The sequence below is a fragment of the Pseudonocardia kongjuensis genome (assembly GCF_039526905.1).
Taxonomy (GTDB): domain Bacteria; phylum Actinomycetota; class Actinomycetes; order Mycobacteriales; family Pseudonocardiaceae; genus Pseudonocardia; species Pseudonocardia kongjuensis.
This window is the reverse complement of record NZ_BAAAJK010000042.1, coordinates 19,285-44,323: the sequence shown is the minus strand read 5'-3', so window position 1 is coordinate 44,323 and position 25,039 is coordinate 19,285. Positions and strand designations below refer to the sequence as shown.

Below are 25,039 nucleotides of genomic sequence, written 5' to 3'. Positions count from 1 at the left end.
GGCCCCGGCGGCCCCCGATCGGCTCCTCCGCCGCCCCCACCGGCGAAACGGATATGCTATCCGCTAAGTCCCGAGGTGCGGGACGGAGGGCGGTATCCGATGACGGTCGACGACCGGGTCCGGCACAGCGACGAGACGGTCACGGTGGCGGGCCGCACCCGCACGTTCACGGTGCTCGGCGCACCCGCCACCGGCGTGCCGCGGGCGCTGCTGCTGGTGTTCCACGGCTCCCGGCAGGACGGAGCGGCGTTCCGCTCCGCCACCGGCGGGTCGTTCGACCGCCTCGCCGAGCAGGGCGTGGTGGTGGCCTATCTGGACGGGTACCGCGGGAACTGGAACGACGCCCGGGCGCAGAGCGGCTTCCCCGCCCGCCGGGACGGGATCGACGACGTGGGCTTCGCCCGCGCGGTGATCGACAAGCTGGCCGCCGACGGCCGGGTCGATCCGGCCCGGGTGGTCGCGCTCGGCTACTCCAACGGCGGGCAGATGGCGCTGCGGCTGCTCCACGAGCCGTCGACGCCGGTCGCCGGGATCGCGGTGGTGGCGGCGACCATGCCCGAGCCGGCGAACTTCCTGCTGGCCGGCAACGCCCCCGCGGCGCGGCCGGTCCTGCTGGTGCACGGAACCGCGGACCGGATCGTGCCGTACACCGGCGGCGCGATGTCCTGGTGGGTGCGGCTGCTGTTCTCGGTCGGCGGCCGCACGCTGTCGATGCCCGAGACGGCCCGCTACTTCGCCGGGCACAACGGCATCACCGATCCGCCGGTGGACACCGAGATCGCCCGCCGGTCCGGCCCGCGGGACCGGACGCGGATCGTGCAGACCGACCACCGGCAGCCGGGCCGCCCCGCCGTCCGGCTGCTCACCGTGCACGGCGGCGGGCACACCGTGCCCGGCCCGGCGTCGGCACCGGCCGTGCTCGGCCCGACGAGCCACGACCTGGACCTGGCCGCCGAGGTCGCCCGCTTCTTCGACCTGGCCGGGGAGGCCCCCGAGCCGCGACCCTGAGCGACCGCGGCGCGCTACTCGGGCTTCGGCGCCCGCGAGATCAGCTCCTTCGCCATCTGCGGCGCGGTCATCCCCTCGTGGCAGACCCGGCGCACCGCGTCCGCGATCGGCAGCTCCACGCCGTGCCGCTCACCGAGCTCGCAGATCGACAGGCAGGACTTGACGCCCTCGGCGACCTGCCCGTGGTTGGCCCGCTCGGCCTCGGCGAGGGTCGCGCCGCGGCCGATCTGCTCGCCGAAGGTGCGGTTGCGCGACAGCGGCGACGAGCACGTCGCCACCAGGTCGCCCATCCCGGCGAGCCCGGCGAAGGTCAGCGGCGAGGCGCCGAGCGCCATCCCGAGCCGGGACATCTCGGCCAGCCCGCGGGTGATCAGCGACGCCCGCGAGTTGTCGCCCAGCCCCATCCCGGACGCGACGCCGACGGCCAGCGCGATCACGTTCTTGCCGGCGCCGCCCAGCTCGGCGCCGATCACGTCGGTGTTGGTGTAGGCGCGGAAGTAGCCGGTCGCGCACGCCGTCTGCAGTGCGACGGCGCGGCCGTGGTCGGTGCAGGCGATCACGGTGGCGGTCGGCTGCTCGTGCGCGATCTCGGCGGCCAGGTTCGGCCCGGAGACCACGGCGAGCCGGTTCACGCCGACCCCGGTGACGTCGTCGATCACCTCGGTCATCCGCTTCAGCGTGCCCAGCTCGACGCCCTTGGCGAGGCTGGTCAGGGTGACCCCGTCCGGGATCAGGTCGCGCCAGTGCTCCAGGTTGGCGCGCAGCGACTGGGACGGCACCGCCAGCACCACCGCGTCCACCCCGTCCAGCGCCTCCGCCGGGTCCGAGGTGGCGCGCAGCCGGTCCGGCAGCTCGACGCCGGGCAGGTAGTCCGGGTTCTGCCGGGTCCCGTTGACGGCGTCGGCCACCTCGCCGCGGCGGGCCCACAGCCGCACCTCGCGGCCGGCGTCGCCGAGCACCTTCGCGAACGAGGTGCCCCAGCTCCCGGCGCCGAGCACGGCGACCCGGGCGATGTCGTGCACCGGTTCGTTCACCGGACGCGCGCTCATCGCCCGGCCTCCCGCTCCGGCCCGCGCCGGAAGAACTCGGCGGGGGCCGGCTCGTCGCGCACCTGGGCCAGCAGGTCCCGCACCGCGGCCATGATCAGGTCGGTGACCTCGCGCAGCACCACGGCGTCGACCGGGCGGCCGCGGTGGCCGGACAGGTCCACCGGCTCCCCGGCCCGCAGCACCAGCTCGGTGCGCGGCAGCGGCCGGAACCGCTTGCCGTAGTGGTCGTAGACCTCCCGGGTGCCCCAGTGCACCATCGGCACGACCGGGACGTCGGAGGCCAGCGCCATCCGGGCGACCCCGGTCCGCGAGCGCATCGGCCAGCCGTCCGGGTCCCGGGTGATGGTGCCCTCCGGGTAGATGATGACGATCTTGCCGTCGGCGAGCGCCTGGGTGCCCGCGGCGAGGCTCTGCTGGGCGTCGGCGGTGTCCCGGAAGACCGGGATCTGCCCGCTGCCGCGCAGGATCGACCCGAGCACCGGGACGTCCCACAGGCTGTTCTTCGCCATGAACCGCGGCACCCGGCGCGCGGTGTGCACGAACAGCGCGGTGTGGATCGGGTCCAGGTACGAGATGTGGTTCCCGACCAGCAGCGCGCCGCCGGTCGCGGGCAGGTGCTCGCGGCCCTCGTAGCGTTGCCGGCCGGTCAGCCAGCCCAGCGGGTAGAACACGGTCGCGGCGAGCCCGACCCAGAATCCGCCCTTCTCGCGGGCCACCGGCGGCCTCCTCACACCCGCGTCGAGGCGGGGTCGTCAGCGGTCCCGGACCGCGAGTGATCCGGATCGTCCGGGTGGAGTCTCCCCACAACGGACCGTTCCGGTAAACCCACCCCCGGTGCCGGCCGCCCGCCCGACCCGGTCCCGTGACGCCTCCGTGACACGGGAACGGCCTCCGAGGTGCGACGATGGTCGGTGTGACCCTGCGGGCGGACCTGGTCGTGCCGGTGAAACCGCTGCCCAAGGCCAAGACCCGGCTGCGCGGCGCCGCGGACGGCGGCGTCGGCGAGCTCGGCGCGCACCAGCGGCTCGCGCTGGCGCTGGCCCGGGACACGGTCGCCGCGGCCGTCGCGGCGACCACGGTCCGCCGGGTGCTGGTGATCTCGTCCGACCCGGCGGTCGCGATGGAGGTCGGCGCGCTCGGCGTCGAGGTCGTCACCGATCCCGGCCGCGGCCTGAACGGGGCGCTGCGGCACGGCGCCGCGCTGCTGCGCTCGGCCGACGACGCCGTGATCGTCGGTGCCCTGCAGGCCGACCTGCCGGCGCTGCGCCCGGCCGAGCTGGACGACGCCGTCACCGTCGCGGCCCGGCTGTTCGGCTCCGGGGTGCACCGCGCCTTCCAGCCCGACGCCCCCGGCGAGGGCACCACGCTGCTGCTCGCCGCCCCCGGCCGGCGGCTCGATCCGCACTTCGGCGGCGCCTCGGCGGCGGCGCACCGGGAGTCCGGGGCGGTCGTGCTGCCCGGGGTGCGGCCCGGGCTGCGCCGCGACGTCGACACCGTCACCGATCTCGACGAGGCGGTGCGGCTCGGGGTCGGCGCCTGGACCCGCGCGGTGATCGACGCGCGGGACGCCCTACCGCAGGCCGGACCGGCGGGCAGTCCCCCGCCCGGGGCGCTCCGCTGCCCGAAGGTGTGACACATCTCCGCCCGTGGCACCGGGAATTCACCGACCTCCCGCGGTGTCTCCCTTGGCCGACCCGCGCGAGGTGCGAAACAATTGCCGGGTGAGTGACGACGCGGCAGCACCGAACGGGCGGAACGGCTCGTCCCAGCGCGGTGGCCCCGCCCACTCCGGGGCCCGGGCGCGGCCGGGCGGGCGCCGCGCCCCGCGCCCCGCCTCCCGCCGGATGCACACCGCGAGCCGGGCCGTCGCCGACCAGGTCAGCCCGGACCAGCCGGTGCCCGCGGAGATCCCGGCCCAGCAGGCGCCGCCCGCCGCGCCGCCCCCGCCGCCGGGTGCGGCCCCGATCGCGCCGCCGGCCGGGGCGACCACGCCGGCGTCGGCGGTGCCGGACGTGCTGCCCGAGGACCGCTACCTCAACCGCGAGCTGTCCTGGCTCGACTTCAACGCCCGGGTGCTCGCCCTGGCCGAGGACGCCAGCCAGCCGCTGCTGGAGCGGGCCAAGTTCCTCGCCATCTTCGCGTCCAACCTGGACGAGTTCTACATGGTCCGGGTGGCCGGCCTGAAGCGCCGCGACGAGACCGGCCTGAGCGTGCGCAGCGCCGACGGCCTCACCCCGCGCCAGCAGCTGGCCCGCATCACCGAGCGGTCCCGGGCGCTGTCCCGGGCGCACGCCGAGGTGTTCATGGACGAGCTGCGCCCGGAGCTGGACGCGGCGGGCGTCCACATCCGGGCCTGGGACGACCTGACCGACGCCGAGCGGCTGCGGCTGTCCGACTACTTCTCCGAGTCGGTCTTCCCGGTGCTCACCCCGCTCGCCGTGGACCCGGCGCATCCGTTCCCCTACATCTCCGGGCTGTCGCTCAACCTGGCGGTCACGGTGCGTGACCCGGAGGGGCGGACCGAGCGCTTCGCCCGGGTGAAGGTGCCGAACAACGTGCCGCGCCTGGTGACCGTCGACCCGCCGGACACCGACACCCGCTCCGGCAACCGGACCGTCACGTTCCTGCCGATCGAGGACCTGATCGCCGCGCACCTCGGCGACCTGTTCACCGGGATGGACGTCGCGGAGGTGCATCCGTTCCGGGTCACCCGCAACGCCGACCTGGAGGTCGAGGAGGACCGGGACGAGGACCTCCTGCAGGCGCTGGAGCGCGAGCTGGCCCGACGCCGGTTCGGCCCGCCGGTGCGGCTCGAGGTGCTCGACACGATGTCCGAGCACGTCCTGGAGCTGCTGCTGCGCGAGCTCGACGTGGACCCGAACGACGTCGTCACGGTGCCCGGGCTGCTCGACCTGACCGGGTTGTGGCAGGTGCACGGGGTGAACCGCCCGGACCTGAAGGACGAGCCGTTCCGCCCGGCCACCCATCCGGCGTTCGCCGAGCGGGAGACCCCGCGCAGCGTGTTCGCGACGCTGCGCGAGGGCGACGTGCTGGTGCACCACCCCTACGACTCGTTCTCCACCAGCGTGCAGCGGTTCATCGAGCAGGCCGCCGCCGATCCGAACGTGCTGGCGATCAAGCAGACGCTGTACCGGACCTCCGGCGACTCGCCGATCGTGAACGCCCTGATCGACGCCGCCGAGGCCGGCAAGCAGGTGGTCGCGCTGGTCGAGATCAAGGCCCGGTTCGACGAGCAGGCCAACATCCGCTGGGCGCGCCAGCTGGAGAAGGCGGGCGTGCACGTCGTCTACGGCCTGGTCGGCCTGAAGACGCACTGCAAGACGGCGCTGGTCGTCCGGCAGGAGGGCTCGGAGATCCGCCGGTACTGCCACATCGGCACCGGCAACTACAACCCGAAGACGGCGCGGCTCTACGAGGACATCGGCGTGCTCACCGCCGATCCGACGATCGGCGCCGACCTCACCGACCTGTTCAACTCGCTGACCGGCTACTCCCGGCAGACGTCGTACCGCAGCCTGCTGGTCGCGCCGTACGGGGTGCGTCGCGGCATCGTCCGCCGGATCGACGACGAGATCGAGGCGCACCGCACCGGGGAGCCCGGCGCGCGCGTCCGGATCAAGGTGAACTCGCTGGTCGACGAGGCCGTGATCGACGCCTGCTACCGGGCGTCGCAGGCCGGGGTGCCGGTCGACATCGTGGTCCGCGGGATCTGCGCGATGATCCCGGGGCGCCCGGGGCTGTCGGAGAACGTGACGATCCGCTCGCTGCTCGGGCCGTTCCTGGAGCACTCCCGGGTGCTGCACTTCGGCGCCGCCGACGAGTACTGGATCGGCTCGGCGGACATGATGCACCGCAACCTCGACCGCCGCGTCGAGGTGATGCTGCGGGTGACCGATCCGAAGCTCGCCGACCAGCTCGGCGACATGTTCGACTCCTGCCTCGATCCGGCGACCCGCTGCTGGACGCTCGGGCCGGACGGGATCTGGTCGCCCTCGCCCGCGCCCGGGTCGTCGAACATCCGGGTGCGCGACCACCAGGTGGAGATGATGAACTCGCGCCGCGGGTCGGTCGAGGACTGACCGGCCGATGACGTTCCTCTCCCCGGTGCGCACCGACGGTGCCGAGGTCGATCCGGCGGGCCTGGCCGACGTGGTGGCCGCCGGGACGGTGCCCTACCGGCGCTCCCCCGGCGGCGGGCTGCAGATCGCGCTGGTGCACCGGCCGCGCTACGACGACTGGACGCTGCCCAAGGGCCACCAGGACCCTGGCGAGTCGCTGACCCTGACCGCGCTGCGCGAGACCACCGAGGAGGCCCGGCTGGACTGCCGGCTCGGTGCGCGGCTCGGGCACACCACCTACCGGGTGCCCGGCCGCGGCCGGAAGGTCGTGCACTACTGGGCGGCCGAGGCGGTCGGCGACCACGGCTTCACCCCGAACGACGAGACCGACGCGCTGCGCTGGGTCTCCCCGGCCGAGGCGGCGTCGCTGCTCACCCACGGGCACGACACGCGACTGGTCACCCGGCTCGCCACGACCGGCGTGCCGTCGTCGACGGTGGTGCTGGTCCGGCACGCGAAGGCCGGCAGCCGCACCGCCTGGGAGGGCGACGACGACCTGCGCCCGCTGTCCGGCACCGGGCACACCCAGGCCGACCGGCTCGCCGGGTTCCTGCCCCGGTTCGGCCCGGACCGGCTCTACACGGCGCCGCCGCTGCGCTGCGGGCAGACGATCGCGCCGTTCGCCGGGAAGAGCGGGCTGGGTTCCGGGCGGGTCGAGGACCTCCCGGTGGAGCCGCTGCTCGGCGAGAACGGCTACTGGGTCGATCCGGACGCCGGGCGGGCCCGGTTCCGCGAGCTCGCCGCCCAGCCCGGGGTGACACTGATCAGCAGCCAGGGCGGGGTGATCCCGGACGTCGTGGAGGACCTGCTCGACGAGGCGGGCGCCGGCGCCGAGGCCCCCTCCCACAAGGCGAGCACCTGGCTGCTCGGCCTGGACCCGGCGGGCGCCCTCCTCTTCGCCGACTACTACCGCCGCCCCTCCCCCTGATCCCACCGAGCGGTACACCGGTGCCGAGGGGTACCCCTCACCGGTCGTGCCGGGGAGGGAGGATCAGGTGGCGGGGGGCTTCTTGGCCGCGGGCTTCCTCGATGCGGCCGTTGCGGGCTTCTTCGCGGCAGCAGCGGACTTCGCCCCGGCAGCAGCGGACTTCCCGGCAGCAGCGGACTTCCCGGCAGCAGCGGACTTCCCGGCAGCAGCGGCCTTCCCGGCAGCAGCGGACTTCCCGGCAGCAGCGGACTTCCCGGCAGCAGCGGACTTCCCGGCAGCAGCGGCCTTCGCGCCGGCGGCGGGCCCGGTCCGGGCAGCGGCGGGCTTGGCGGCGGCCGGCTTGCGCGCCGCGGGCCTGCGTGTCCCGGGCGCCGCGGACGCGGCCCGCCCCACGGCCGCACCGGCGGCCGCGCGTTCGCGCGGGGCGCGCTTCGGCGCGCTCGTCGCACCCGCGGCGGCGGCCTCGCTCCCGGCCACCCGGTCCTTGAAGGCGGCGCCCGGCCGGAACGAGGGCACGATCGTCTCCCCCACCGGCACGGTCTCGCCGGTCCGCGGGTTGCGAGCGGTGCGGGGCGCGCGCCGGCGTGGCTCGAACACGCCGAACCCGGTCAGTGTGACCGAGCCGCCCGCACCCACGGTCTCCACGATGACGTCGACCATCGCGTCCACAGCGGCGGTGGCGGCCCGACGGTCACCGAGCCGGGTGGTCAGCGCATCGACGAGCTGAGCCTTGTTCATGGTCACGAACGGTAGGGGTAGGCCCTGCAACGCACCAGATCTGGCGGCGAGTCGAGGTCGCATACCCACCGGTCGGGCAGGGCCGTACGGGTGGTCGCGGGCCGCCCGGTGACGGCCCGCGACCACCCGGTGCGATCTCACACCGTGGTGCGTGGCATCCGATCGGGGCGGCTTCCCTCGAACGCGGTGATCGCGTCCTCGTGACGGAGGGTGAGACCGATGTCGTCCAGCCCCTCCAGCAGCCGCCACCGGGCGTAGTCGTCGATCGTGAAGGCGACGGTCAGGTCGCCCGCCTGCACCGACCGCTCCCGGAGGTCGACGGTCGCCTCGGTGCCCGGCTCGTTCTCCAGCTTCTTCCAGAGCAGCTCCACGTCGGGCTGCTCCACCTGGGCCGCGACCAGTCCGGCCTTGGCCGAGTTGCCGCGGAAGATGTCGGCGAACCGGGACGAGATGACGACCCGGAACCCGTAGTCCATCAGCGCCCAGACGGCGTGCTCGCGGGACGATCCGGTGCCGAAGTCCGGGCCGGCGACGAGCACCGAACCGCGGTCGTAGGGCTCGTTGTTCAGGATGAACGACGGGTCCTGGCGCCAGGCGGAGAACAGGCCGTCGTCGAAGCCGGTGCGGGTGACCCGCTTCAGGTAGACCGCCGGGATGATCTGGTCGGTGTCCACGTTGGACCAGCGCAGCGGGACGCCGATCCCGGTGTGGGTGTCGAACTTCTCCATCAGTCCAGGTCCTCCGGGCTCGACAGGGTGCCGCGGATCGCGGTGGCCGCGGCGACCAGGGGCGAGACGAGGTGGGTGCGGCCGCCCTTGCCCTGCCGCCCCTCGAAGTTCCGGTTCGACGTCGACGCGCAGCGCTCGCCCGGGGCGAGCTGGTCCGGGTTCATGCCCAGGCACATCGAGCACCCCGCGGAGCGCCACTCGGCGCCGGCGCTGGTGAAGATCTCGTGCAGGCCCTCCTCCTCGGCCTGCCTGCGCACCCGCATCGAGCCCGGGACGACGAGCATCCGCATGCCGTCGGCGACCTTGCGCCCGTCCAGGATCCCGGCGACCGACCGCAGGTCCTCGATCCGCCCGTTGGTGCAGGAGCCGACGAACACCGCGTCCACCCCGACCTCGCGCAGCGGGGTCCCGCCGGTCAGACCCATGTAGGTCAGCGCCTTCTCGACGGCCGCGCGCTCGGCCTCGTCGGTGATCCGCTCCGGGTCCGGGACGGACTCGGCCAGCGGCAGCCCCTGCCCCGGGTTGGTGCCCCAGGTGACGAACGGGGTGAGCTCGTCGGCGTCGATGTCGACGACGGCGTCGAAGGTGGCGCCCTCGTCGGTCCGCAGCGAACGCCAGTCGGCGACGGCGGCGTCCCAGTCGTCGCCCGATGGCGCGTGGTCGCGGCCCTTCAGGTAGGCGAACGTCGTCTCGTCCGGGGCGATCATCCCGGCCCGCGCGCCCGCCTCGATCGACATGTTGCAGATCGTCATCCGGGCCTCCATCGAGAGGTTCTCGATGACGTTGCCGCGGTACTCGAGCACGTAGCCCTGCCCGCCGCCGGTGCCGATCCGGGCGATCACCGCGAGGATGACGTCCTTGCTGGTGACCCCGGGCCGCAGCGTCCCGTCGGAGGAGTTGACGTTGATCGCCATCGTGCGGAACCGCTTGAGCGGCAGGGTCTGCGTGGCGAGCACGTGCTCGACCTCGGAGGTGCCGATGCCGAAGGCCATCGCCCCGAAGGCGCCGTGCGTGGAGGTGTGCGAGTCGCCGCAGACGACGGTGGTGCCGGGCTGGGTGAGGCCCAGCTGCGGCCCGACGACGTGCACGATGCCCTGCTCGGCGTGGTTCATCGGGTAGAGCCGCACGCCGAACTCGGCGCAGTTGCGGCGCAGCGTCTCGACCTGGGTGCGGGACACCTCGTCGGCGATCGGCGCGAGGACGTCGAGGGTCGGTACGTTGTGGTCCTCGGTGGCGAGTGTCAGGTCGGTGCGCCGCACCGGCCGGCCCGCGAGCCGGAGCCCGTCGAAGGCCTGCGGGCTGGTGACCTCGTGCACCAGGTGCAGGTCGATGTAGAGCAGGTCCGGCTCGTCACCCTCGCCCGCCCGGACGAGATGCCGGTCCCAGACCTTCTCGGCCAGCGTGCGCGGCGTCTCTGCAGGGCTCACGCTCGCCTCCCTCTGTGATCTGATCGCGGGTGGACTTCCCACGATCTGGGACGTTAGTATCGGAACGTGGGACAGTCTAGCGGGATCGGCGTGCTCGACAAGGCGGTGGGGGTTCTCCGCGCGACGGCGGAGGGACCCTGTGGGCTGGCCGAGCTCTGTGAGCGCACCGGCCTGCCCCGGGCGACCGCGCACCGGCTCGCCGTCGGGCTGGAGGCGCACGGCATGCTGCTGCGCACGCCGGACGGGCGCTGGCACCCGGGCCCGACGCTCGGCCAGCTGGCCGGCGGGCGGCCCGATCCGCTGCTCGACGCGGCGGCCGCGGTGCTCCCCCGGCTGCGCGACATCACCGGCGAGAGCGTGCAGCTCTACCGCCGCGACGGGGTGCACCGGATCTGCATCGCGCACGCCGAGCCGCCGTCCGGGCTGCGCGACACCGTGCCGGTCGGCTCCCGGCTGCCGATGACCGCCGGGTCCGGCGCCAAGGTGCTGGCCGCCTGGTCCGATCCGCAGACCCAGCGGCAGGTCCTCGCCGACGCCACCTTCTCCGACCGGGTACTGGTCGACGTCCGCCGCCGCGGCTGGGCGCAGAGCGTGGCCGAGCGGGAGGCCGGCGTCGCGTCGGTCTCCGCCCCGGTCCGCGACGCCGCGGGCCAGGTCGTCGCCGCGGTCTCGGTGTCCGGGCCGGTCGACCGGATCGGCAGGCGGCCCGGCGTGCGCTGGGCGGCCGACCTGCTCGCGGCGGCCGACGCGCTGCAGCACCGGCTGGCCTGACCCCGGGCCCCGGCACATCCCCCGTCCCACTACCGTGTGGGGGTCCGGCACCGGGCCGGTCCCGTGACGACGGTGGAGTGCTTCCGGGGAGACTGTGCTTACCAGCAAATCGGCGGGCTACCTCCTGGGTGTCGACGTGGGCACGACCAGGACGGCGGCCGCGGTCATCCGCTCCGGTAGCCCCGGCCCGGAGATGGTCACTCTCGGTGACCACTCGGTCGACATCCCGTCCGTGGTCCACTGCGCGCCGGACGGTGCGCTGCTGTTCGGCGACGCCGCCGAGCGCCGCGCGCTGACCGAGCCCGACCGGGTCGCGCGCGAGTTCAAGCGCCGCATCGGCGACCCCACCCCGATCCCGCTGGGCGAGCACGCCTTCACCCCCGAGCAGCTGTCCGCGCTGCTGGCCGGGCACGTCGTCGACATCGTGTCCCGGATCGAGGGCGGTCCGCCGGACCGGATCGCGGTGTCCCACCCGGCGTCCTGGGGCGGGCACAAGCGGGAGCTGTTCGCCGGCGCGCTCGCCGAGCGCGGACTGGCCGTCACCTTCCTCACCGAGCCGCAGTCGGCCGCCCTGCACTACGCCGCCAACGAGCGGGTCGAGGGCGGCGCCACCGTCGCCGTCTACGACCTGGGCGGGGGGACGTTCGACGCCGCCGTCGTCCGCAAGGAGGCGGCCGGGACCACCGATACGGGTGGCACCGTCATCGGCGGGACGCTGTTCACGCTGCTCGGCCGGCCCGAGGGCGTCGAGCAGCTGGGTGGCGCGGACTTCGACCAGGCCGTCGTCGACCACGTCCGGGAGGCCGTGCCGCAGGCGTTCGAGGCGCTCGACGAGGCCGATCCGGACAGCTGGTCGCAGATGGCCCGGCTGCGCCGCGACTGCCGCGAGGCCAAGGAGGCGCTGTCCGCCGACACCGAGGTCTCGATCCCGGTCTGGCTGGGCGAGATCCGGACGACGGTGCGGTTGCACCGCAGCGACTTCGAGGAGCGCATCCGGCCCCGGCTCGACGAGTCGGTGGAGGCGCTGCAGCGGGCGATCGAGTCCGCCGGGCTGGCCGCGTCCGGTCCGTCGGTGGTGCTGCTGGTCGGAGGCTCGTCCCGGGTGCCGCTGGTCGCGCAGCTGGTGTCGTCCGAGCTCGGGCGCCCGGTGCAGGTCGACGCCGACCCGAAGAACGCGATCGCGAAGGGCGCGGTGCTCGCGCTCGGCCCGGTCGATCCGGCCACCGCGACCCCGCCGGGAGCCGGCCTCGCCGCCGGCGCTGCCGCCGGTGCCGCTGCGGGTGCTGCCGGTGGTGCCGCTGCGGGTGCTGCCGGTGGTGCCGCGCTGGCCGACGATCCCGGCCCGCTGCCCTGGGAGGGCCCGGACCCGGTCACCGGCCGGATCCCGGCCGGCCCGCCGCCGACCACCCAGCTCCCCGCCGGGCAGACCGCCTACCTCGACGGCGCGAACGCCGATCCGCCGACCGACCGGATCCCGGTCGTGCCGCCGCCCTACGGCGGGTACCCCGGCGACGATCCGGCCACCGCGAGCTACGGCTACGACGACGGCACCACCGTCTCGCCGCCGCCGTCGGCGATGGCGCGGCGCTCCCCGGCGGTGCTCATCGGGGCGGGCGGGGTCGTGGCCGCGCTCGCCGTGCTGGGCGCGGTGTTCTTCTGGCCGCAGGACCGCTCGGTGAGCAATGCCACGCCCGAGCTGCCCGCGCTGCCGACGACCAGCGAGGCGCCGCCGCCGACCAGCGAGGAGGCGCCCCCGCCGCCGCAGCGGCAGGACCCGGAGCCGACCCGGGAGCGGACCACCGTGCGGACGACCTCGGAGGAGGCGCCGCCGCCCCCGCCGCCCCCGGTGACCACCCCGGACGACCCGCCGACGACAGAGCCGGTCGACCCGACCACGGACGACCCTCCGCCCACGACGACGCCGAGCAGTCCGCCGCCGCCAGTGGACCCACCGGTCGAGTAGGACCGGTCGACCCGCCGACGACGGACGATCCTCCGCCGTCGACCACGAGTGTCAGCCCGCCGGTGGAGCCACCTCCCGAGCAGCCGGCGGGGGATGACCGACCGATCCCGCACCGCCGCGCGCGACCGGCGGTTCGCGCGGCGCGGGGTACCGCTCGGGCCCGGCATCGCGCCGGTCACGCGCTCGCGCCGCCGGAGGATCCGCAGGCAGGCGAGCACCACGCCGCGCCGCGCACGCCCACGGACGGACCGTCCCGGCCGCACGCCCACCACGCCGCGGCCACGGCACCGGTCGGCACGGACCGCCGGCCGACACGAGCGACCGGCACGGACCGCCGGCCGGTACGAGCGAGCGGCACGAGCGACCGGCGCGGTCCACAGCCGGACAGCGGTCCCGCCCGAGCCGGACAGCGGTCCCGCCCGGCCGGCGATTGCGCGGCCGCTCGCACCCCCGGCACGAACGAAAGGCCCCCGCTCCGCATGGAGCAGGGGCCTTCCGCAGTGGTAGTCCCGACGGGATTTGAACCCGCGCTACCGCCTTGAGAGGGCGGCGTCCTAGGCCGCTAGACGACGGGACCAGGAACATCGGTATTCATCTCTGAACCGGACCACGGACGAACCGTGAACCGGACGCGACAGACATCTCGCGTGGTAGCCCCGACGGGATTTGAACCCGCGCTACCGCCTTGAGAGGGCGGCGTCCTGGGCCGCTAGACGACGGGGCCGAGACGAGATGATGCCGATGTCAGAAATCCGGGCCTGGAACTGGATGAACCAGGAGGCGATTTCCGCTGGGGTACCAGGACTCGAACCTAGACTAACTGAACCAGAATCAGTCGTGCTGCCAATTACACCATACCCCATCGAAAATCGGGGCCCCATTTCGACCGGGCCCCGATCTCCGTGCTGCACGTACTCTAACCCATGCCCCGGGAGTGCCGGACACCGGCCCCCAGGCGGGCCAGCGACCGCTCGCGGCCCAGCAGCTCCATGCTCTCGTAGAGCGGCGGCGACACCGTCCGGCCGCTGATGGCGACCCGCACCGGGGCGAACGCCTTCCGCGGCTTGAGACCCAGGCCGTCCACCAGCGAGCTCTTGAGCGACTCCTCGATGGCCTGCGCGGTCCACTCGGGGAGCTCGGTCAGGCCAGCCACGGCGGCGTCGAGCACCGGCTCGGCGTCGGCGTTCAGGTTCTTCCCGGCCGCGTCCGGATCGGGGGCGAAGCTCTCCTCGTCCCGGAACAGGAAGGCGAGCATCCGGGCCGCGTCGGACAGCACCTGGCTGCGCTCCTGCACCAGCGGCGCGGCGGCGGCCAGCAGGTCCCGCTGGTCCGCGGTGAGCTCGATCCCCTCGGCCGCGAGGTAGGGCACCACCCGCGCGGCGAAGTCGTCCGGGGCGAGCAGCCGCAGGTGCGCCGCGTTGATCGCCTCGGCCTTCTTCACGTCGAACCGGGCGGCGTTGCCGGACACCCGGGAGACGTCGAAGGCGGCGACCATCTCGTCCAGGCCGAACACGTCCCGGTCGTCGGCGATCGACCAGCCGAGCAGCGCCAGGTAGTTGAGCAGCCCCTCCGGGACGAAACCGCGGTCCCGGTGGTGGAACAGGTTGGACTCCGGATCGCGCTTGGACAGCTTGCGGTTGCCCTCGCCGGTGACCAGCGGCAGGTGCGCGTAGACGAAGGGCCCGTTGCCGATCCCGACCCGCTGCAGCGCCTGCAGCAGCGCGATCTGGCGCGGCGTCGAGGCGAGCAGGTCCTCGCCGCGCAGTACGTGGGTGATCTCCATCAGCGCGTCGTCGACCGGGTTGGTCAGCGGGTACAGCGGGGTGCCGTCGCCGCGGGCCAGCACGAAGTCGGGTACCTGGCCGGCCCGGAAGGTGATCTCGCCGCGGACCAGGTCGGTGAAGGTGATGTCGGAGTCGGGCATCCGCAGCCGGTAGACCGGGGAGCGGCCCTCGGCGCGGAAGGCGGCCTTCTGCTCGTCGGTGAGGTCCCGGTCGGCGTTGTCGTAGCCCAGCTTCGGGTCCCGCCCGGCGGCCCGGTGCCGGGCCTCGATCTCCTCGCCGGAGGAGAACGACTCGTAGACCTCGCCGCCCTCGATCAGCCTGCGCAGCGCGTCGGCGTAGATCTCGCCGCGCTCGCTCTGCCGGTACGGGCCGTGCGGGCCGCCCTTCTCGACCCCCTCGTCCCAGTCGAGGCCGAGCCAGTTCAGCGCGTCGAGCAGGGCCTGGTAGGACTCGGCGGAGTCCCGGCTGGCGTCGGTGTCCTCGATCCGGAACACCAGGGTGCCGCCGTGGTGGCGGGCGTGCGCCCAGTTGAACAGGGCGGTGCGGATGAGACCGACGTGCGGGATACCGGTCGGGGACGGCGAGAACCGCACCCGGACCTGGGCTGGAGTACTCATGGTGGGCCCAGGGTAGTCCGGCCGCCCGCGGCGGCTCCCACCGTCTCCGGCCCGGCCCCACCCCCCACCCGACAGCGTCGCCGGACCGGTCCGTCCGGAGGTGGTGCGGAGGCGGCCGATGCAGCAGTGTCGACGGTGGCGCGCGCAGCGAGGCGCCGCCGTACCGACACCGGAAGGAACCGACACGTGTTCCAGTTGACCGCCCTCTACAACCACCCCGAGGACCCGGCCGCGTTCGACCGGCACTACGACGGGGTGCACGCGCCGCTGGCGAAGAAGCTGCCCGGGCTGCAGCGCTACGTGGTCTCCCGCCCGGCACCCGGTCCGGACGGGGCGAAGCCCGACTACCACCTGGTCGCGATCCTGGAGTTCGCCGACGCGGCCGCGTTCCAGGCCGGGATGGGCAGCGAGGAGGGTCAGGCCGCCGTCGCCGACCTGGAGAACTTCGCCGGTGCCGGGGTCAGCCTGCTGACCGGGCCCGCCGACGAGGTGTGACCGACGGACGGCCGCCGGGGTTCCCGGCGGCCGTCCCGCGGATCAGGGTGTGGTGACCTCGCGGCTGGACACCAGCGCGGCGAGCCGGTCGCCGATCGACGAGGTGTTGCCGGTCGCCGAGTGGTCCCGGGTGGCGAGGTCGAACGCGACCGCCGCCTCGATCCGGCGGGCCGAGTCGCCGTGGCCCAGGTGGTCGAGCAGCAACGCCACCGACAGCACCGCGGCCGTCGGGTCGGCGATGCCCTGCCCGGCGATGTCCGGGGCCGAGCCGTGCACCGGCTCGAACATCGACGGGTTGGTGCGGCTGGCGTCGAGGTTGCCGCTGGCCGCCAGCCCGATGCCGCCGGTGACGGCGGCCGCGAGGTCGGTGAGGATGTCGCCGAACAGGTTGTCGGTGACGATCACGTCGTAGCGGCCGGGATCGGTGACCATGTGGATCGTGGTCGAGTCGATGTGCTGGTAGGCGACCGAGACCTCCGGGTACTCCAGCGACACCTCCTCCACGATCCGCGACCACAGGGCGCCCGCGTAGGTCAGCACGTTGGTCTTGTGCACCAGGGTCAGGTGCTTGCGCGGGCGTCGCTGGGCGCGCGCGAACGCGTCCCGCACGACCCGCTCGATGCCGAACGCGGTGTTCTGGCTGACCTCGGTCGCGATCTCGTGCGGGGTGTCCTTGCGGAGCAGCCCGCCGGTGCCCACGTACGGGCCCTCGGTGCCCTCGCGGACGACCACCATGTCGATCTCGGCGTTGCCCGAGAGCGGCCCGCGCACACCCGGGTAGAGCCGGGCCGGGCGGAGGTTCACGTGGTGGTCCAGCTCGAAGCGCAGGCGCAGCAGCAGCCCGCGCTCCAGGATGCCGCTCGGCACCGACGGGTCACCGACCGCGCCCAGCAGGATCGCGTCGTGCTGCTTGATCTCGGTCAGCACGGTCTCCGGGAGCAGCTCGCCGGTGGAGTGCCAGCGCGCCGCACCGAGGTCGTACTCGACCGTCTCCACGTCGCGGGCGACCTCGCCGAGGACCTTGAGTGCCTCGTTGATCACTTCCGGGCCGATGCCGTCACCGGGGATGACCGCAAGGCGCATGACCTCGTCCTCTCGTCGTACTGCTGGCCGCACGCTACCGCCTGCCGACGCAGGGTCATCGCCTGGCCACCCGGAGGAGGGTGCCCCGGAGAGTGAACCGTGCGCCGTTCGCGGTCGGCAGGAACCCACACGGGGCGGCACACGGCCACCTCCGGTGGTTCGTGCACCCCATCACAGGACGTCCGCGGCCCGGGCCCGGACCGCGCGGGACCGCCCGTCCGGGTGACCCGCGACCCGGTCACCCGCGCGGCGTCCACCGCCACCGGGCGGCGGCGCCGAGCACCGCGACCGCGCTCCATGCCAGCAGCAGTAGCGGGCCGAGGACGACCGGGGCGAGGCCGCCGACGTCGGCGCCGGGCACCCCGGTCCACGCGGTCACGACCAGGTCGGCGACCGGGGTGCCGGGGACCAGCAGCAGGATCCCGCGCAGCGGCCCGTCGATCCCGGTGGCCAGCAGGTTCGCGGCGACCGAGGTGGCGATCACCAGCGGCAGCACGGTGAACTGGACGCTCTCGGCACCCGCACTGAACGTGCTGGTCAGCGCCCCGGCGACGACGCAGAACGCGGCGCCGAGCACGATCGGGACGACCAGCAGCAGCGGCTGTGCCGGCGGCGGGGCGCCGAGCGCGGTGAACACCGCGAGCACCAGCAGCGTCTGCAGCACCCCGACCGCGAACAGCGGTGTCCCGGCCGCCGCGACGATCCCCGGCCCGGACAGCTCGGTCGTCCGCAGCCGGGCCAGCGCGCCCGACTCGCGGCGCAGCGTGAACACCGTCGCGCTGGTCGCGTAGACCGACAGCAGCATCCCGACCAGCCCGGCGATGCCGGCCAGCATCCCCCAGCCCGCCGGGTCCTCCGGTGCCACCACGACCGCGAAGAACACCATCATCAGCGGCCCGGCGAGCAGGCTCAGCGCCACGGTGCGGCGGCGCAGCAGCATCCGCGTCTCCACCGGCGCCAGCCGCCACCACCGGCCGCCGCGCCGCCCGGCCGGCGCGCTCACCGGGCCCGCCCCGCCGGGTCCGCCGGGCCGGTCCCCCTGCTGACGGCGTGGAACACCTCGTCCAGCCCGGCCCCGGTGACCCGCAGCCGGTGCAGCACGACGCCGGCGTCCAGCGCCCAGCCGGTCAGCGCGTGCGTCGCGCGGGTCAGGTCGGCCGACTCCAGCCGCAGCGCGGTGCGGCCGTGCCCGGCCGACGCGCTGCTCAGCCCCGGCATCCGCGGCGGGCCGATCCCGGCGTCCAGCTCCGCGGTGACGGCGGCGGGCCGGCTGGCCAGCACCTCGGCCAGGGTCCCGGCGACCGCGACCCGGCCGGCGTGCATGATCGCCAGCCGGTCGGCGAGCGCCTCCGCCTCCTCCAGGTGGTGCGTGGTCAGGACGATCGCGGCGCCGTCGGCCCATCGCCCAGAGCACCCGGCGCGACTCCGGGTCCAGGCCGGTGGTGGGCTCGTCCATGATCACCAGGTCGGGCCCGCCCCAGGTGGCGGTGGCGATGTCGAGCCGGCGCCGCTCCCCGCCGGAGAGCCGCCCGACCGGCACGTCCCGCCGGTGCCCGAGATCGACCCGGGCGATGCATCCGTCGACGTCGTCGGTGCGGCTGGAGAGCGCGGCCGTCATCCGGATCGTCTCGGCGACGGTCAGCTCGGCCAGGAACCCGGCCTGCTGCAGGACGGCGCCGGTCCGGCGGCGGACGGCGCGCCCCGCGGTGACCGGATCGAGCCCGAACAGCCGGACGGTGCCGGCGTGCGGCGCGCGGAACCCCTGGACCAGCTCCAGCGTCGTCGTCTTGCCCGCGCCGTTGGTGCCCAGCAGCCCGAAGACCTCGCCGGGGTGCACGACCAGGTCGACGCCGTCGACCGCGATCGTGCCGCCGTACCGGAAGCCGAGGCCGCGCACCTCGATCGCCGGGCCCGGGGTGTCCCGCCCCCTCACCGGGACACCCCGGCGGGCACGATGTCGATCAGCAGCTGCATCGGGTCCTCCCCGGTCCGGCGGTGCCCGTCGAGCATCTCCACCGGGCGATCCGGTCAGTAGGGTCGGAACCGCACGGGCGGGGATGACTTCGGCGGGGGCGTGGGATGACATCTGTCAGGCGGTCGGACGGGCGCGGCGCGGGCCCGACCGCCGGCGGGATCCGGGCGGTGCGCGTCTACCTGCGTTCCGGCCTCGTCGTGACGGCGGTGCTGTTCACCGGCATGGCGGCGCTCGTGCTGGCCGACGGCGTCTGGCCGCACCCGCTGACCAGCCCGCCGTCGCTGCTGCTGGTGCTGGTGCTCGCCGGGGTGGCGGGCGCCCACCTGACGCTCGTCCGGCCGGACGGCGCGCCGCCCACCGTGCTCCGCCAGGGGATCGCCGTCGCCGCGCTGCTGGCCGGGACCGCCGGCCTGCTGGTGGTGGCCCACCAGGCGCCGCGGGCCGCCGCGCTGTGGCTGCTGGTGCCCGGGGTGGCGCTGTCGGTGCTGCTGGCGGTGCGTGGCTGGCGGCGCGCCGACCTGGTCGCCGCCGGGCTGCTGGTCGTCGCGGCGGCCGCCGGGGCGACGGCGGCCGGCCTGCCGCAGTACGCGACGCCGTGGCTGCGCCCGCTGGTCGCCCTGTTCTTCCTCGCGTTCCCGGCGGCGACCGATCTCGGCCAGATCTGGATGCTCCGGGTGTTCGACCGGCTGGAGGAGGCGCGGCGGCTGGCCGAGGAGCTGGCGACCACCCGGGAGCGGGTCCGGATCGCGGCCGAGCTGCACGACGTGCAGGGACACTCGCTGCACGCGATCGCCATGCACGCCGAGCTCACCGAGCGGCTCGTCGGCGCCGACCCGGAGGCGGCGGCGCGGCACGCCCGCACCGTCCGCACCCTGGCCGCGGACGCGCTCGCCGAGACCCGCGCGCTGGTCCGCGGCTACCGGGACGCCGATCTCGCGGGCGAGCTGCGCAACGCGGCCGGTCTGCTGCGCGCCGCCGGTGCCGACGCCGAGGTGGTCGGCGACGCGTCCGTGGTCCCCGCGGTGCACGCGGTGCTGCTCGGCCCGGTGGTCCGGGAGGCCGCGACCAACGTGCTCCGGCACAGCGACCCGTCCCGGGTGCGGTTCACCGTGCGGCGGGCCGGTGACCGCACCGAGCTGGACGTGTACAACGACGGCGTCCCGGACGAGCCGGCCGCCGCCGACCCGCACGGCGGCACCGGGCTGGCCGGGGTCCGGGACCGGATCGGCAAGCGGGGCGGGGACGTCGAGGCCGGACCGGACGCCGCGGGCGGGTTCCGGCTGCGGGTGGTGCTGCTCAGCGGCTCCGAGGACGGGCCCGACGGCCCGGGGGACCGGGCCGGCGAACAGGCCGGCGACACGGCGGGGGTGGACGCGTGAGTGCAGCGGAACGGATGCCGATCCGGCTGCTGGTGGCCGACGACGAGGAGCTGACCCGCACCGCGCTGGTCGCGCTGCTCGATCTGGAGGACGACATCCGGGTGGTCGCCGAGTGCCCCGACGGCGGCACCGCGGTGGACGCCGCGGCCCGGGAACGCCCGGACGTCGCGCTGCTCGACCTGGAGATGCCGGTGCTCGACGGGGTCGGCGTGTGCGAGCGGCTCGCCGGCTCCCCGACCAGGACGATCGTGGTCACCCGGCACGCCAGGCCGGGCGTGCTCCGCCGGGCGCTGGCCGCCGGCGCGTCCGGGTTCCTGCCCAAGTCGACGCCCGCCCAGCAGGTCGCCGACGTGGTGCGCCGGGTGCACGCCGGGCGCCGGTTCGTCGATCCGGACATCGCGGCGATGGCGCTGACCGAGGCCGACTGCCCGCTGACCGCCCGCGAGCTGGACGTGCTGCGCGCCACGCGGTCCGGCGGCACGGTCGCCGACATCGCCGCCGAGCTGCACCTGGCCCAGGGCACGGTGCGCAACTACCTGTCCGCGGCGATGACCACGCTCGACGCCCGGACCCGGCACGAAGCCGCCCGGCGGGCCTGGGAAGAGGGCTGGATCTGACCGCGTTGGCACCGGTGTGCCCACATCCCCGGAGCCGCTGCGCCGGCTCGGTTTCCTGACGATCGGTTCCTTCGACGCCGACGACCCGGGTCCCGGCCACGAGGCCACCCTCGAGGTGATCGCGCTCGGCGAGCGGCTGGGGTTCGACAGCGCGTTCGTCCGGCACCGGCACCTGCAGCACGGCATCTCCTCGCCGGTCGCGGTGCTCGCCGCGGCCACCCAGCGGACGTCGCGGATCGAGCTCGGCACCGCGGTCATCCCGCTGGGCTGGGAGAACCCGCTGCGGCTGGCCGAGGACCTGGCGACGGTGGACGTGCTCTCCGGCGGCCGGCTGCAGCCCGGGGTCAGCGTCGGTCCGCCGATGCAGTGGGAGCACGTGCGGGACACGCTGTACCCGGACACCGCCGACGTCGAGGACTTCGGCCGGGAGCGGGTGTCCCGGCTGCTGCGGCTGGTCCGCGGCGAGCCGGCGAGCACGTTCTCCGGGACGGTCGGGATCGAGACGTTCTCCGAGCGGGTGCAGCCGCACTCCCCCGGCCTGATCGACCGGATGTGGTACGGCGCGGGCAGCGACAGCTCCGCGGTGTGGGCCGGTGAGCAGGGGCTGAACCTGCTGACCAGCAGCGTCGTGCGGGCCCCGGCGTCCGGGGAGACCGACTTCGCGACGATCCAGCGGCAGCAGATCCTCGCCTACCGCGCGGCGAACCCGGCCGGGCGCGTCTCGCAGGGCCTGGTGGTGGTGCCGACCGACTCGGCGACGGCCGAGCAGCGGGCCCGCTACACCGAGTACGCCAGGGCCCGGGACGTCCGGGTCGGGACGCCGCAGGGCCCGGCGGGCATGCTGTTCGCCAGGGACCTGGTCGGCAGCTCGGACGAGATCGCCGCGGCGCTGTACGCGGACGCCGGGTTCCGGGAGGTCGACGAGGTGGTGTTCGCGCTGCCGTTCGGCTTCCCGCCGGAGGACTACCTGCAGATCCTCACCGACATGGCGACGAAGCTGGGCCCGGCGCTGGGCTGGGCACCGCGCGGCTGAACGACGGCCGGGCCCCGCTACCGCCCGGCCCCGCACGGCTCCGGGGTGGCCTGCCGGGCGGCGAGCGCCCGGCGCGCCCGCAGCCGGCCCGGGACCTCGATCAGCACGGCCAGCCCGGCGACGACCAGGGCGAGGCCGGGGCCGATGGTCATCGTCGCCGACGGCGGCCCGGTGATCACCGACTCGACGGCGACCACCCCCGGCACCGTCAGCGTGATGCCGGTCACGAAGGCGATCAGGAACATCAGCGCCAGTGCGACCGCGACCCCCGTCGCGGACAGCAGCACCGTTCTCACCAGCCACATCGCGCATCCCCCCATCCCGTGCGCGGGCCGACACGATCCCACACCGCAGCGGCGTGTGCACCGCCGTACGGCGGGCACCGCCGCGGGCCGGCTCAGCCGTCGAAGGAGATGAGCCGGATGGTGCGGGCCCCGACCGAGGCGCCGATCGGCTCCAGCACCGCCGGGTCGATGTGCCGGTCCACCCGCAGCAGCATGACCGCGTCGGTGCCCTCGGTGGTCTGCGAGATCTGCGCCGCCTCGATGTTCACCGCGGCCTCCCCGAGCAGCGAGCCGACCCGGCCCATCACGCCCGGCCGGTCGGCGTACTCCAGCAGCACGACCTCGCCCTCGGCGCGCAGGTCGAAGTGCCGCCCGTTGATCTCGACCAGCTTCTGCACCTCGGCCCGCCCGGTGAGGGTGCCGGAGACGGTGATCGACTCGCCGTCGGGCATGGCGCCGCGCAGCTGCACGACGGAGCGGTGGTTCGCGCTCTCCGGGGTGGTGGTGACCTCGACCGAGACGCCGCGGGCCTCGGCCAGCTGCGGCACGTTGACGAAGGTGACCTGGTCCTCCACGACGTGGGTGAACACGCCGCGCAGCGCGGCCAGCGCGAGCACCGAGACGTCCTCGCCGGCCAGCTCGCCCGCCACGTCGACGGTGACCGAGGTCGGCGTCCGCCCGGCGACGGCGTGCAGCGTGGTGCCCAGCTTCTGCACCAGCGGCAGCCACGGCCGGACCTCCTCGCCGACGGTGCCGTGGACCTGCACGTTCACCGCGTCCGGCACGAACTCGCCGGCCAGGGCGAGCTGCACGGAGCGGGCGACGTCGGTGCCGGCCCGGTCCTGCGCCTCGGCGGTGGAGGCCCCCAGGTGCGGGGTGGCGACGACGTTCTCCAGCTCGAACAGCGGGCTGGAGGTGGTCGGCTCGCTGACGTAGACGTCGACGCCGGCGCCGCCGACGTGCCCGGAGCGGACCGCCTCGGCGAGCGCGTCCTCGTCGACCAGGCCGCCGCGGGCGGCGTTCACGACGATCACGCCCGGCTTGGTGATCGCGAGCTGGTCCTTGCCGATCAGGCCCTGGGTCTCCGGGGTCTTCGGCAGGTGGATCGAGATGAGATCGGCGGTGCGCAGCAGCTCGTCGAGCTCCAGCAGCTCGATGCCGAGCTGGGCGGCGCGGGACGGCGCGATGTAGGGGTCGTAGGCGACCAGCCGGGTGCCGAACGCGGCCAGCCGCTGCGCGACCAGCTGCCCGATCTTGCCGAGCCCGACGATGCCGGCGACCTTGCCGTTGAGCTCCACCCCGCCGTAGGCCGAGCGCTTCCACTGGCCCTTGCGCAGCGCGGCGTCGGCGGCCGGGATGTGCCGGGCGGTGGCGAGCATCAGGGCGACCGCGTGCTCGGCGGCGGAGACGATGTTCGAGGTCGGCGCGTTCACGACGAGGACGCCGCGCGCGGTCGCCGCCGGGACGTCGACGTTGTCGAGGCCGACCCCGGCCCGGGCGACGACCTTCAGCCGCGTCGAGGCGGCGAGCGCCTCGGCGTCCACCTGGGTGGCGGAGCGGACCAGCAGCGCGTCGGCGTCGGCGATCTCCTTCAGCAACGCCGGCCGGTCGGTGCCGTCGACGTGGCGGATCTCGACGTCCTCGCCCAGCAGCTCGACCGCGGAGGGCGCGAGCTTCTCGGCGAGCAGGACGACGGGACGGTTCTGGGTGGCGACGGTGCTCACGGTGTGACGGTGCTCCCCGGGTCGGGTCGTGCGGTGCCTGGCCGCGGCCCATCCTAGGCCGGGTCCGCCGTCCCGGCGGAACGACGTGAGCGGGGTCGTAGGGGTGATCCACACCGGGGACCCGGAATGCACGGAACCCCCGCCCGATGGTGACGGGCGGGGGTTCCGCATGCCTGATCCCGAGTGGGTGCGCCCGGGCCCCAGGCGGGCGCGGACCGTGCGGTCCGCGGGCCCTCATCCTGCCGGGTCGCCCCCGGCGGTGATCATCCGGCCCGGTGCACCGGGCCGGGCGTCACTTGGCCTTCTCGCCGACCCAGCTCATCAGGCCGCGCAGCTTCTCGCCGACCTGCTCGATCGGGTGCTCCTGGCCCTGCTGCTGCAGCTTGGTGAAGTTCGGACGGCCGTTCTCGTCCTCGGCCACCCACTCCCGCGCGAAGGTCCCGTCCTGGACCTCCTTGAGGATCGCCTCCATGTTCTTCTTCACCTCGGGCGTGATCACCCGCGGGCCGCGGGTGAGGTCGCCGTACTCCGCGGTGTCGGAGATGGAGAAGCGCTCGTTGGCGATGCCGCCCTCGTACATGAGGTCGACGATCAGCTTGAGCTCGTGCAGGCACTCGAAGTAGGCGATCTCCGGGGCGTAGCCGGCCTCGGTGAGCACCTCGAACCCGGTCTGCACCAGTGCGGCGGCACCGCCGCAGAGCACGGCCTGCTCGCCGAACAGGTCGGTCTCGGTCTCCTCCTTGAAGGTGGTCTCGATGACGCCCGCGCGGGCGCCGCCGATCCCGGCCGCGTAGGAGAGCGCGAGCGCCTTGGCGTTGCCGGTCGGGTCCTGCTCGACGGCGATCAGGGCGGGGACGCCCTTGCCGTCGACGAACTGGCGGCGGACCAGGTGGCCGGGGCCCTTCGGGGCGACCATCGCGACGTCCACGTTCGCCGGGGGCTTGATCAGCTCGTAGCGGATGTTGAAGCCGTGCCCGAAGAACAGCGCGTCGCCGTCGTTCAGGTTGGGCTCGATGTCCTGGGTGTAGATGGTGCGCTGCTTGGTGTCCGGCGCCAGCACCATGATCAGGTCGGCCCAGGCGGACACCTCGGCCGGGGTGCCGACCTCGAGGCCCTCGTCGGCGGCCTTCTGCCGGGACTTCGAGCTCTCCGGCAGACCGATCTTCACCTCGACCCCGGAGTCACGCAGGGACAGCGAGTGGGCGTGTCCCTGGGAGCCGTAGCCGATCACGGCGACCTTCCGGCCCTGGATGATCGACAGGTCGGCGTCGGCGTCGTAGTAGATGTTGACACTCAT

At 74.6% G+C, this 25,039-nt stretch carries 22 protein-coding genes, 3 tRNA genes and 1 pseudogene; 10 read left to right on the top strand and 16 right to left on the bottom strand.

Annotation, left to right across the window (positions count from 1 at the left end; translation table 11 throughout):
* The first annotated feature begins 99 nt into the window (after positions 1-99).
* Positions 100-1,008 carry a CE1 family esterase gene (locus ABD160_RS26950; RefSeq protein ID WP_344027402.1) on the top strand — a complete coding sequence of 303 codons (909 nt, stop codon included), beginning with the start codon at positions 100-102 and terminating at the stop codon, positions 1,006-1,008.
* Between the two features lie 14 nt (positions 1,009-1,022).
* On the opposite strand, the gene ABD160_RS26945 is transcribed toward ABD160_RS26950, so the two are convergent.
* Positions 1,023-2,057 (bottom strand): NAD(P)H-dependent glycerol-3-phosphate dehydrogenase, encoded by a 1,035-nt coding sequence (locus ABD160_RS26945; protein WP_344027400.1) that lies wholly within the window; start codon positions 2,055-2,057, stop codon positions 1,023-1,025.
* Entirely contained in the window at positions 2,054-2,773 is a 720-nt protein-coding gene (locus tag ABD160_RS26940; protein WP_344027398.1) for a lysophospholipid acyltransferase family protein, read from the bottom strand. Before ABD160_RS26940 ends, ABD160_RS26945 begins: the two co-directional genes overlap by 4 nt.
* A 188-nt stretch (positions 2,774-2,961) precedes the next feature.
* On the opposite strand from ABD160_RS26940, the gene cofC reads away from it, so the two are divergent.
* The 3 genes from cofC (at position 2,962) to ABD160_RS26925 (ending at position 7,124) form a co-directional block, all read left to right on the top strand.
* A complete protein-coding gene (gene cofC, locus ABD160_RS26935) occupies positions 2,962-3,690 on the top strand; it encodes a 2-phospho-L-lactate guanylyltransferase (RefSeq protein ID WP_344027396.1) in 729 nt (242 codons plus the stop codon).
* 211 nt (positions 3,691-3,901) lie between these two features.
* Entirely contained in the window at positions 3,902-6,157 is a 2,256-nt protein-coding gene (locus tag ABD160_RS26930) for an RNA degradosome polyphosphate kinase (RefSeq protein WP_344027442.1), read from the top strand.
* 7 nt (positions 6,158-6,164) lie between these two features.
* Positions 6,165-7,124: an NUDIX hydrolase gene (locus tag ABD160_RS26925; protein WP_344027394.1), complete on the top strand. Its 960-nt coding sequence runs from the start codon at positions 6,165-6,167 to the stop codon at positions 7,122-7,124.
* 63 nt (positions 7,125-7,187) lie between these two features.
* On the opposite strand, the gene ABD160_RS26920 is transcribed toward ABD160_RS26925, so the two are convergent.
* From ABD160_RS26920 to leuC, 3 genes are all read right to left on the bottom strand, one after another.
* The gene (locus ABD160_RS26920; RefSeq protein ID WP_344027392.1) at positions 7,188-7,862 is read right to left on the bottom strand and encodes an HU family DNA-binding protein; all 675 of its coding nucleotides are present in this window, start codon (positions 7,860-7,862) and stop codon (positions 7,188-7,190) included.
* Between the two features lie 137 nt (positions 7,863-7,999).
* Complete coding sequence (gene leuD, locus ABD160_RS26915) at positions 8,000-8,590, bottom strand: 3-isopropylmalate dehydratase small subunit (protein WP_344027390.1); 591 nt, start codon at positions 8,588-8,590, stop codon at positions 8,000-8,002.
* Positions 8,590-10,017 carry a 3-isopropylmalate dehydratase large subunit gene (gene leuC, locus ABD160_RS26910; protein ID WP_344027388.1) on the bottom strand — a complete coding sequence of 476 codons (1,428 nt, stop codon included), beginning with the start codon at positions 10,015-10,017 and terminating at the stop codon, positions 8,590-8,592. The genes leuD and leuC overlap by 1 nt, the downstream gene beginning before the upstream one ends.
* A 66-nt stretch (positions 10,018-10,083) precedes the next feature.
* Here leuC and ABD160_RS26905 point away from each other — a divergent pair, with 66 nt between their 5' ends.
* The gene (locus ABD160_RS26905; RefSeq protein WP_344027386.1) at positions 10,084-10,788 is read left to right on the top strand and encodes an IclR family transcriptional regulator; all 705 of its coding nucleotides are present in this window, start codon (positions 10,084-10,086) and stop codon (positions 10,786-10,788) included.
* 136 nt (positions 10,789-10,924) lie between these two features.
* Positions 10,925-12,751 carry an Hsp70 family protein gene (locus ABD160_RS26900; RefSeq protein ID WP_344027384.1) on the top strand — a complete coding sequence of 609 codons (1,827 nt, stop codon included), beginning with the start codon at positions 10,925-10,927 and terminating at the stop codon, positions 12,749-12,751.
* Positions 12,752-13,252: 501 nt separating this feature from the next.
* Here the strand turns inward: ABD160_RS26900 and ABD160_RS26895 are convergent.
* The 4 genes from ABD160_RS26895 to gltX all read right to left on the bottom strand — a co-directional run bounded on the left by ABD160_RS26895 (position 13,253) and on the right by gltX (position 15,152).
* Positions 13,253-13,328: transfer RNA gene (locus tag ABD160_RS26895), tRNA-Glu, on the bottom strand.
* A gap of 71 nt (positions 13,329-13,399) precedes the next feature.
* Positions 13,400-13,475 (bottom strand) — tRNA-Glu (locus tag ABD160_RS26890).
* Positions 13,476-13,541: 66 nt separating this feature from the next.
* Positions 13,542-13,613: transfer RNA gene (locus ABD160_RS26885), tRNA-Gln, on the bottom strand.
* A gap of 54 nt (positions 13,614-13,667) precedes the next feature.
* On the bottom strand, positions 13,668-15,152 hold the full coding sequence (gltX, locus tag ABD160_RS26880) for a glutamate--tRNA ligase (protein ID WP_344027382.1): 1,485 nt from the start codon (positions 15,150-15,152) through the stop codon (positions 13,668-13,670).
* Positions 15,153-15,338: 186 nt separating this feature from the next.
* On the opposite strand from gltX, the gene ABD160_RS26875 reads away from it, so the two are divergent.
* Positions 15,339-15,647, top strand: coding sequence for an EthD family reductase (locus ABD160_RS26875; RefSeq protein ID WP_344027380.1), 309 nt, complete (start codon positions 15,339-15,341; stop codon positions 15,645-15,647).
* Between the two features lie 42 nt (positions 15,648-15,689).
* Here the strand turns inward: ABD160_RS26875 and ABD160_RS26870 are convergent, their stop codons facing one another.
* The 4 genes and pseudogenes from ABD160_RS26870 to ABD160_RS26855 all read right to left on the bottom strand — a co-directional run.
* Entirely contained in the window at positions 15,690-16,730 is a 1,041-nt protein-coding gene (locus tag ABD160_RS26870) for a 3-isopropylmalate dehydrogenase (RefSeq protein WP_344027378.1), read from the bottom strand.
* Between the two features lie 238 nt (positions 16,731-16,968).
* On the bottom strand, positions 16,969-17,733 hold the full coding sequence (locus ABD160_RS26865) for an ABC transporter permease (RefSeq protein WP_344027446.1): 765 nt from the start codon (positions 17,731-17,733) through the stop codon (positions 16,969-16,971).
* Positions 17,730-18,053, bottom strand: coding sequence for a hypothetical protein (locus tag ABD160_RS26860; RefSeq protein ID WP_344027444.1), 324 nt, complete (start codon positions 18,051-18,053; stop codon positions 17,730-17,732). The genes ABD160_RS26865 and ABD160_RS26860 overlap by 4 nt, the downstream gene beginning before the upstream one ends.
* 175 nt (positions 18,054-18,228) lie before the next feature.
* Positions 18,229-18,816 (bottom strand): annotated as a pseudogene (locus tag ABD160_RS26855) (ATP-binding cassette domain-containing protein); the annotation flags it as partial.
* Positions 18,817-18,872: 56 nt separating this feature from the next.
* On the opposite strand from ABD160_RS26855, the gene ABD160_RS26850 reads away from it, so the two are divergent.
* The 3 genes from ABD160_RS26850 to ABD160_RS26840 are packed head-to-tail and all read left to right on the top strand — an operon-like array spanning position 18,873 to position 21,734.
* Positions 18,873-20,084, top strand: coding sequence for a sensor histidine kinase (locus ABD160_RS26850; protein ID WP_344027376.1), 1,212 nt, complete (start codon positions 18,873-18,875; stop codon positions 20,082-20,084).
* Between the two features lie 14 nt (positions 20,085-20,098).
* Positions 20,099-20,701, top strand: a complete 603-nt coding sequence (locus ABD160_RS26845; protein WP_344027440.1) for a response regulator transcription factor — start codon at positions 20,099-20,101, stop codon at positions 20,699-20,701.
* Between the two features lie 16 nt (positions 20,702-20,717).
* A complete protein-coding gene (locus tag ABD160_RS26840; RefSeq protein WP_344027374.1) occupies positions 20,718-21,734 on the top strand; it encodes an LLM class flavin-dependent oxidoreductase in 1,017 nt (338 codons plus the stop codon).
* Positions 21,735-21,751: 17 nt separating this feature from the next.
* On the opposite strand, the gene ABD160_RS26835 is transcribed toward ABD160_RS26840, so the two are convergent.
* From ABD160_RS26835 to ilvC, 3 genes are all read right to left on the bottom strand, one after another.
* The gene (locus ABD160_RS26835; RefSeq protein WP_344027372.1) at positions 21,752-22,039 is read right to left on the bottom strand and encodes a hypothetical protein; all 288 of its coding nucleotides are present in this window, start codon (positions 22,037-22,039) and stop codon (positions 21,752-21,754) included.
* Between the two features lie 92 nt (positions 22,040-22,131).
* On the bottom strand, positions 22,132-23,742 hold the full coding sequence (gene serA, locus ABD160_RS26830) for a phosphoglycerate dehydrogenase (protein WP_344027370.1): 1,611 nt from the start codon (positions 23,740-23,742) through the stop codon (positions 22,132-22,134).
* Between the two features lie 292 nt (positions 23,743-24,034).
* Positions 24,035-25,039, bottom strand: coding sequence for a ketol-acid reductoisomerase (ilvC, locus tag ABD160_RS26825; protein ID WP_344027368.1), 1,005 nt, complete (start codon positions 25,037-25,039; stop codon positions 24,035-24,037).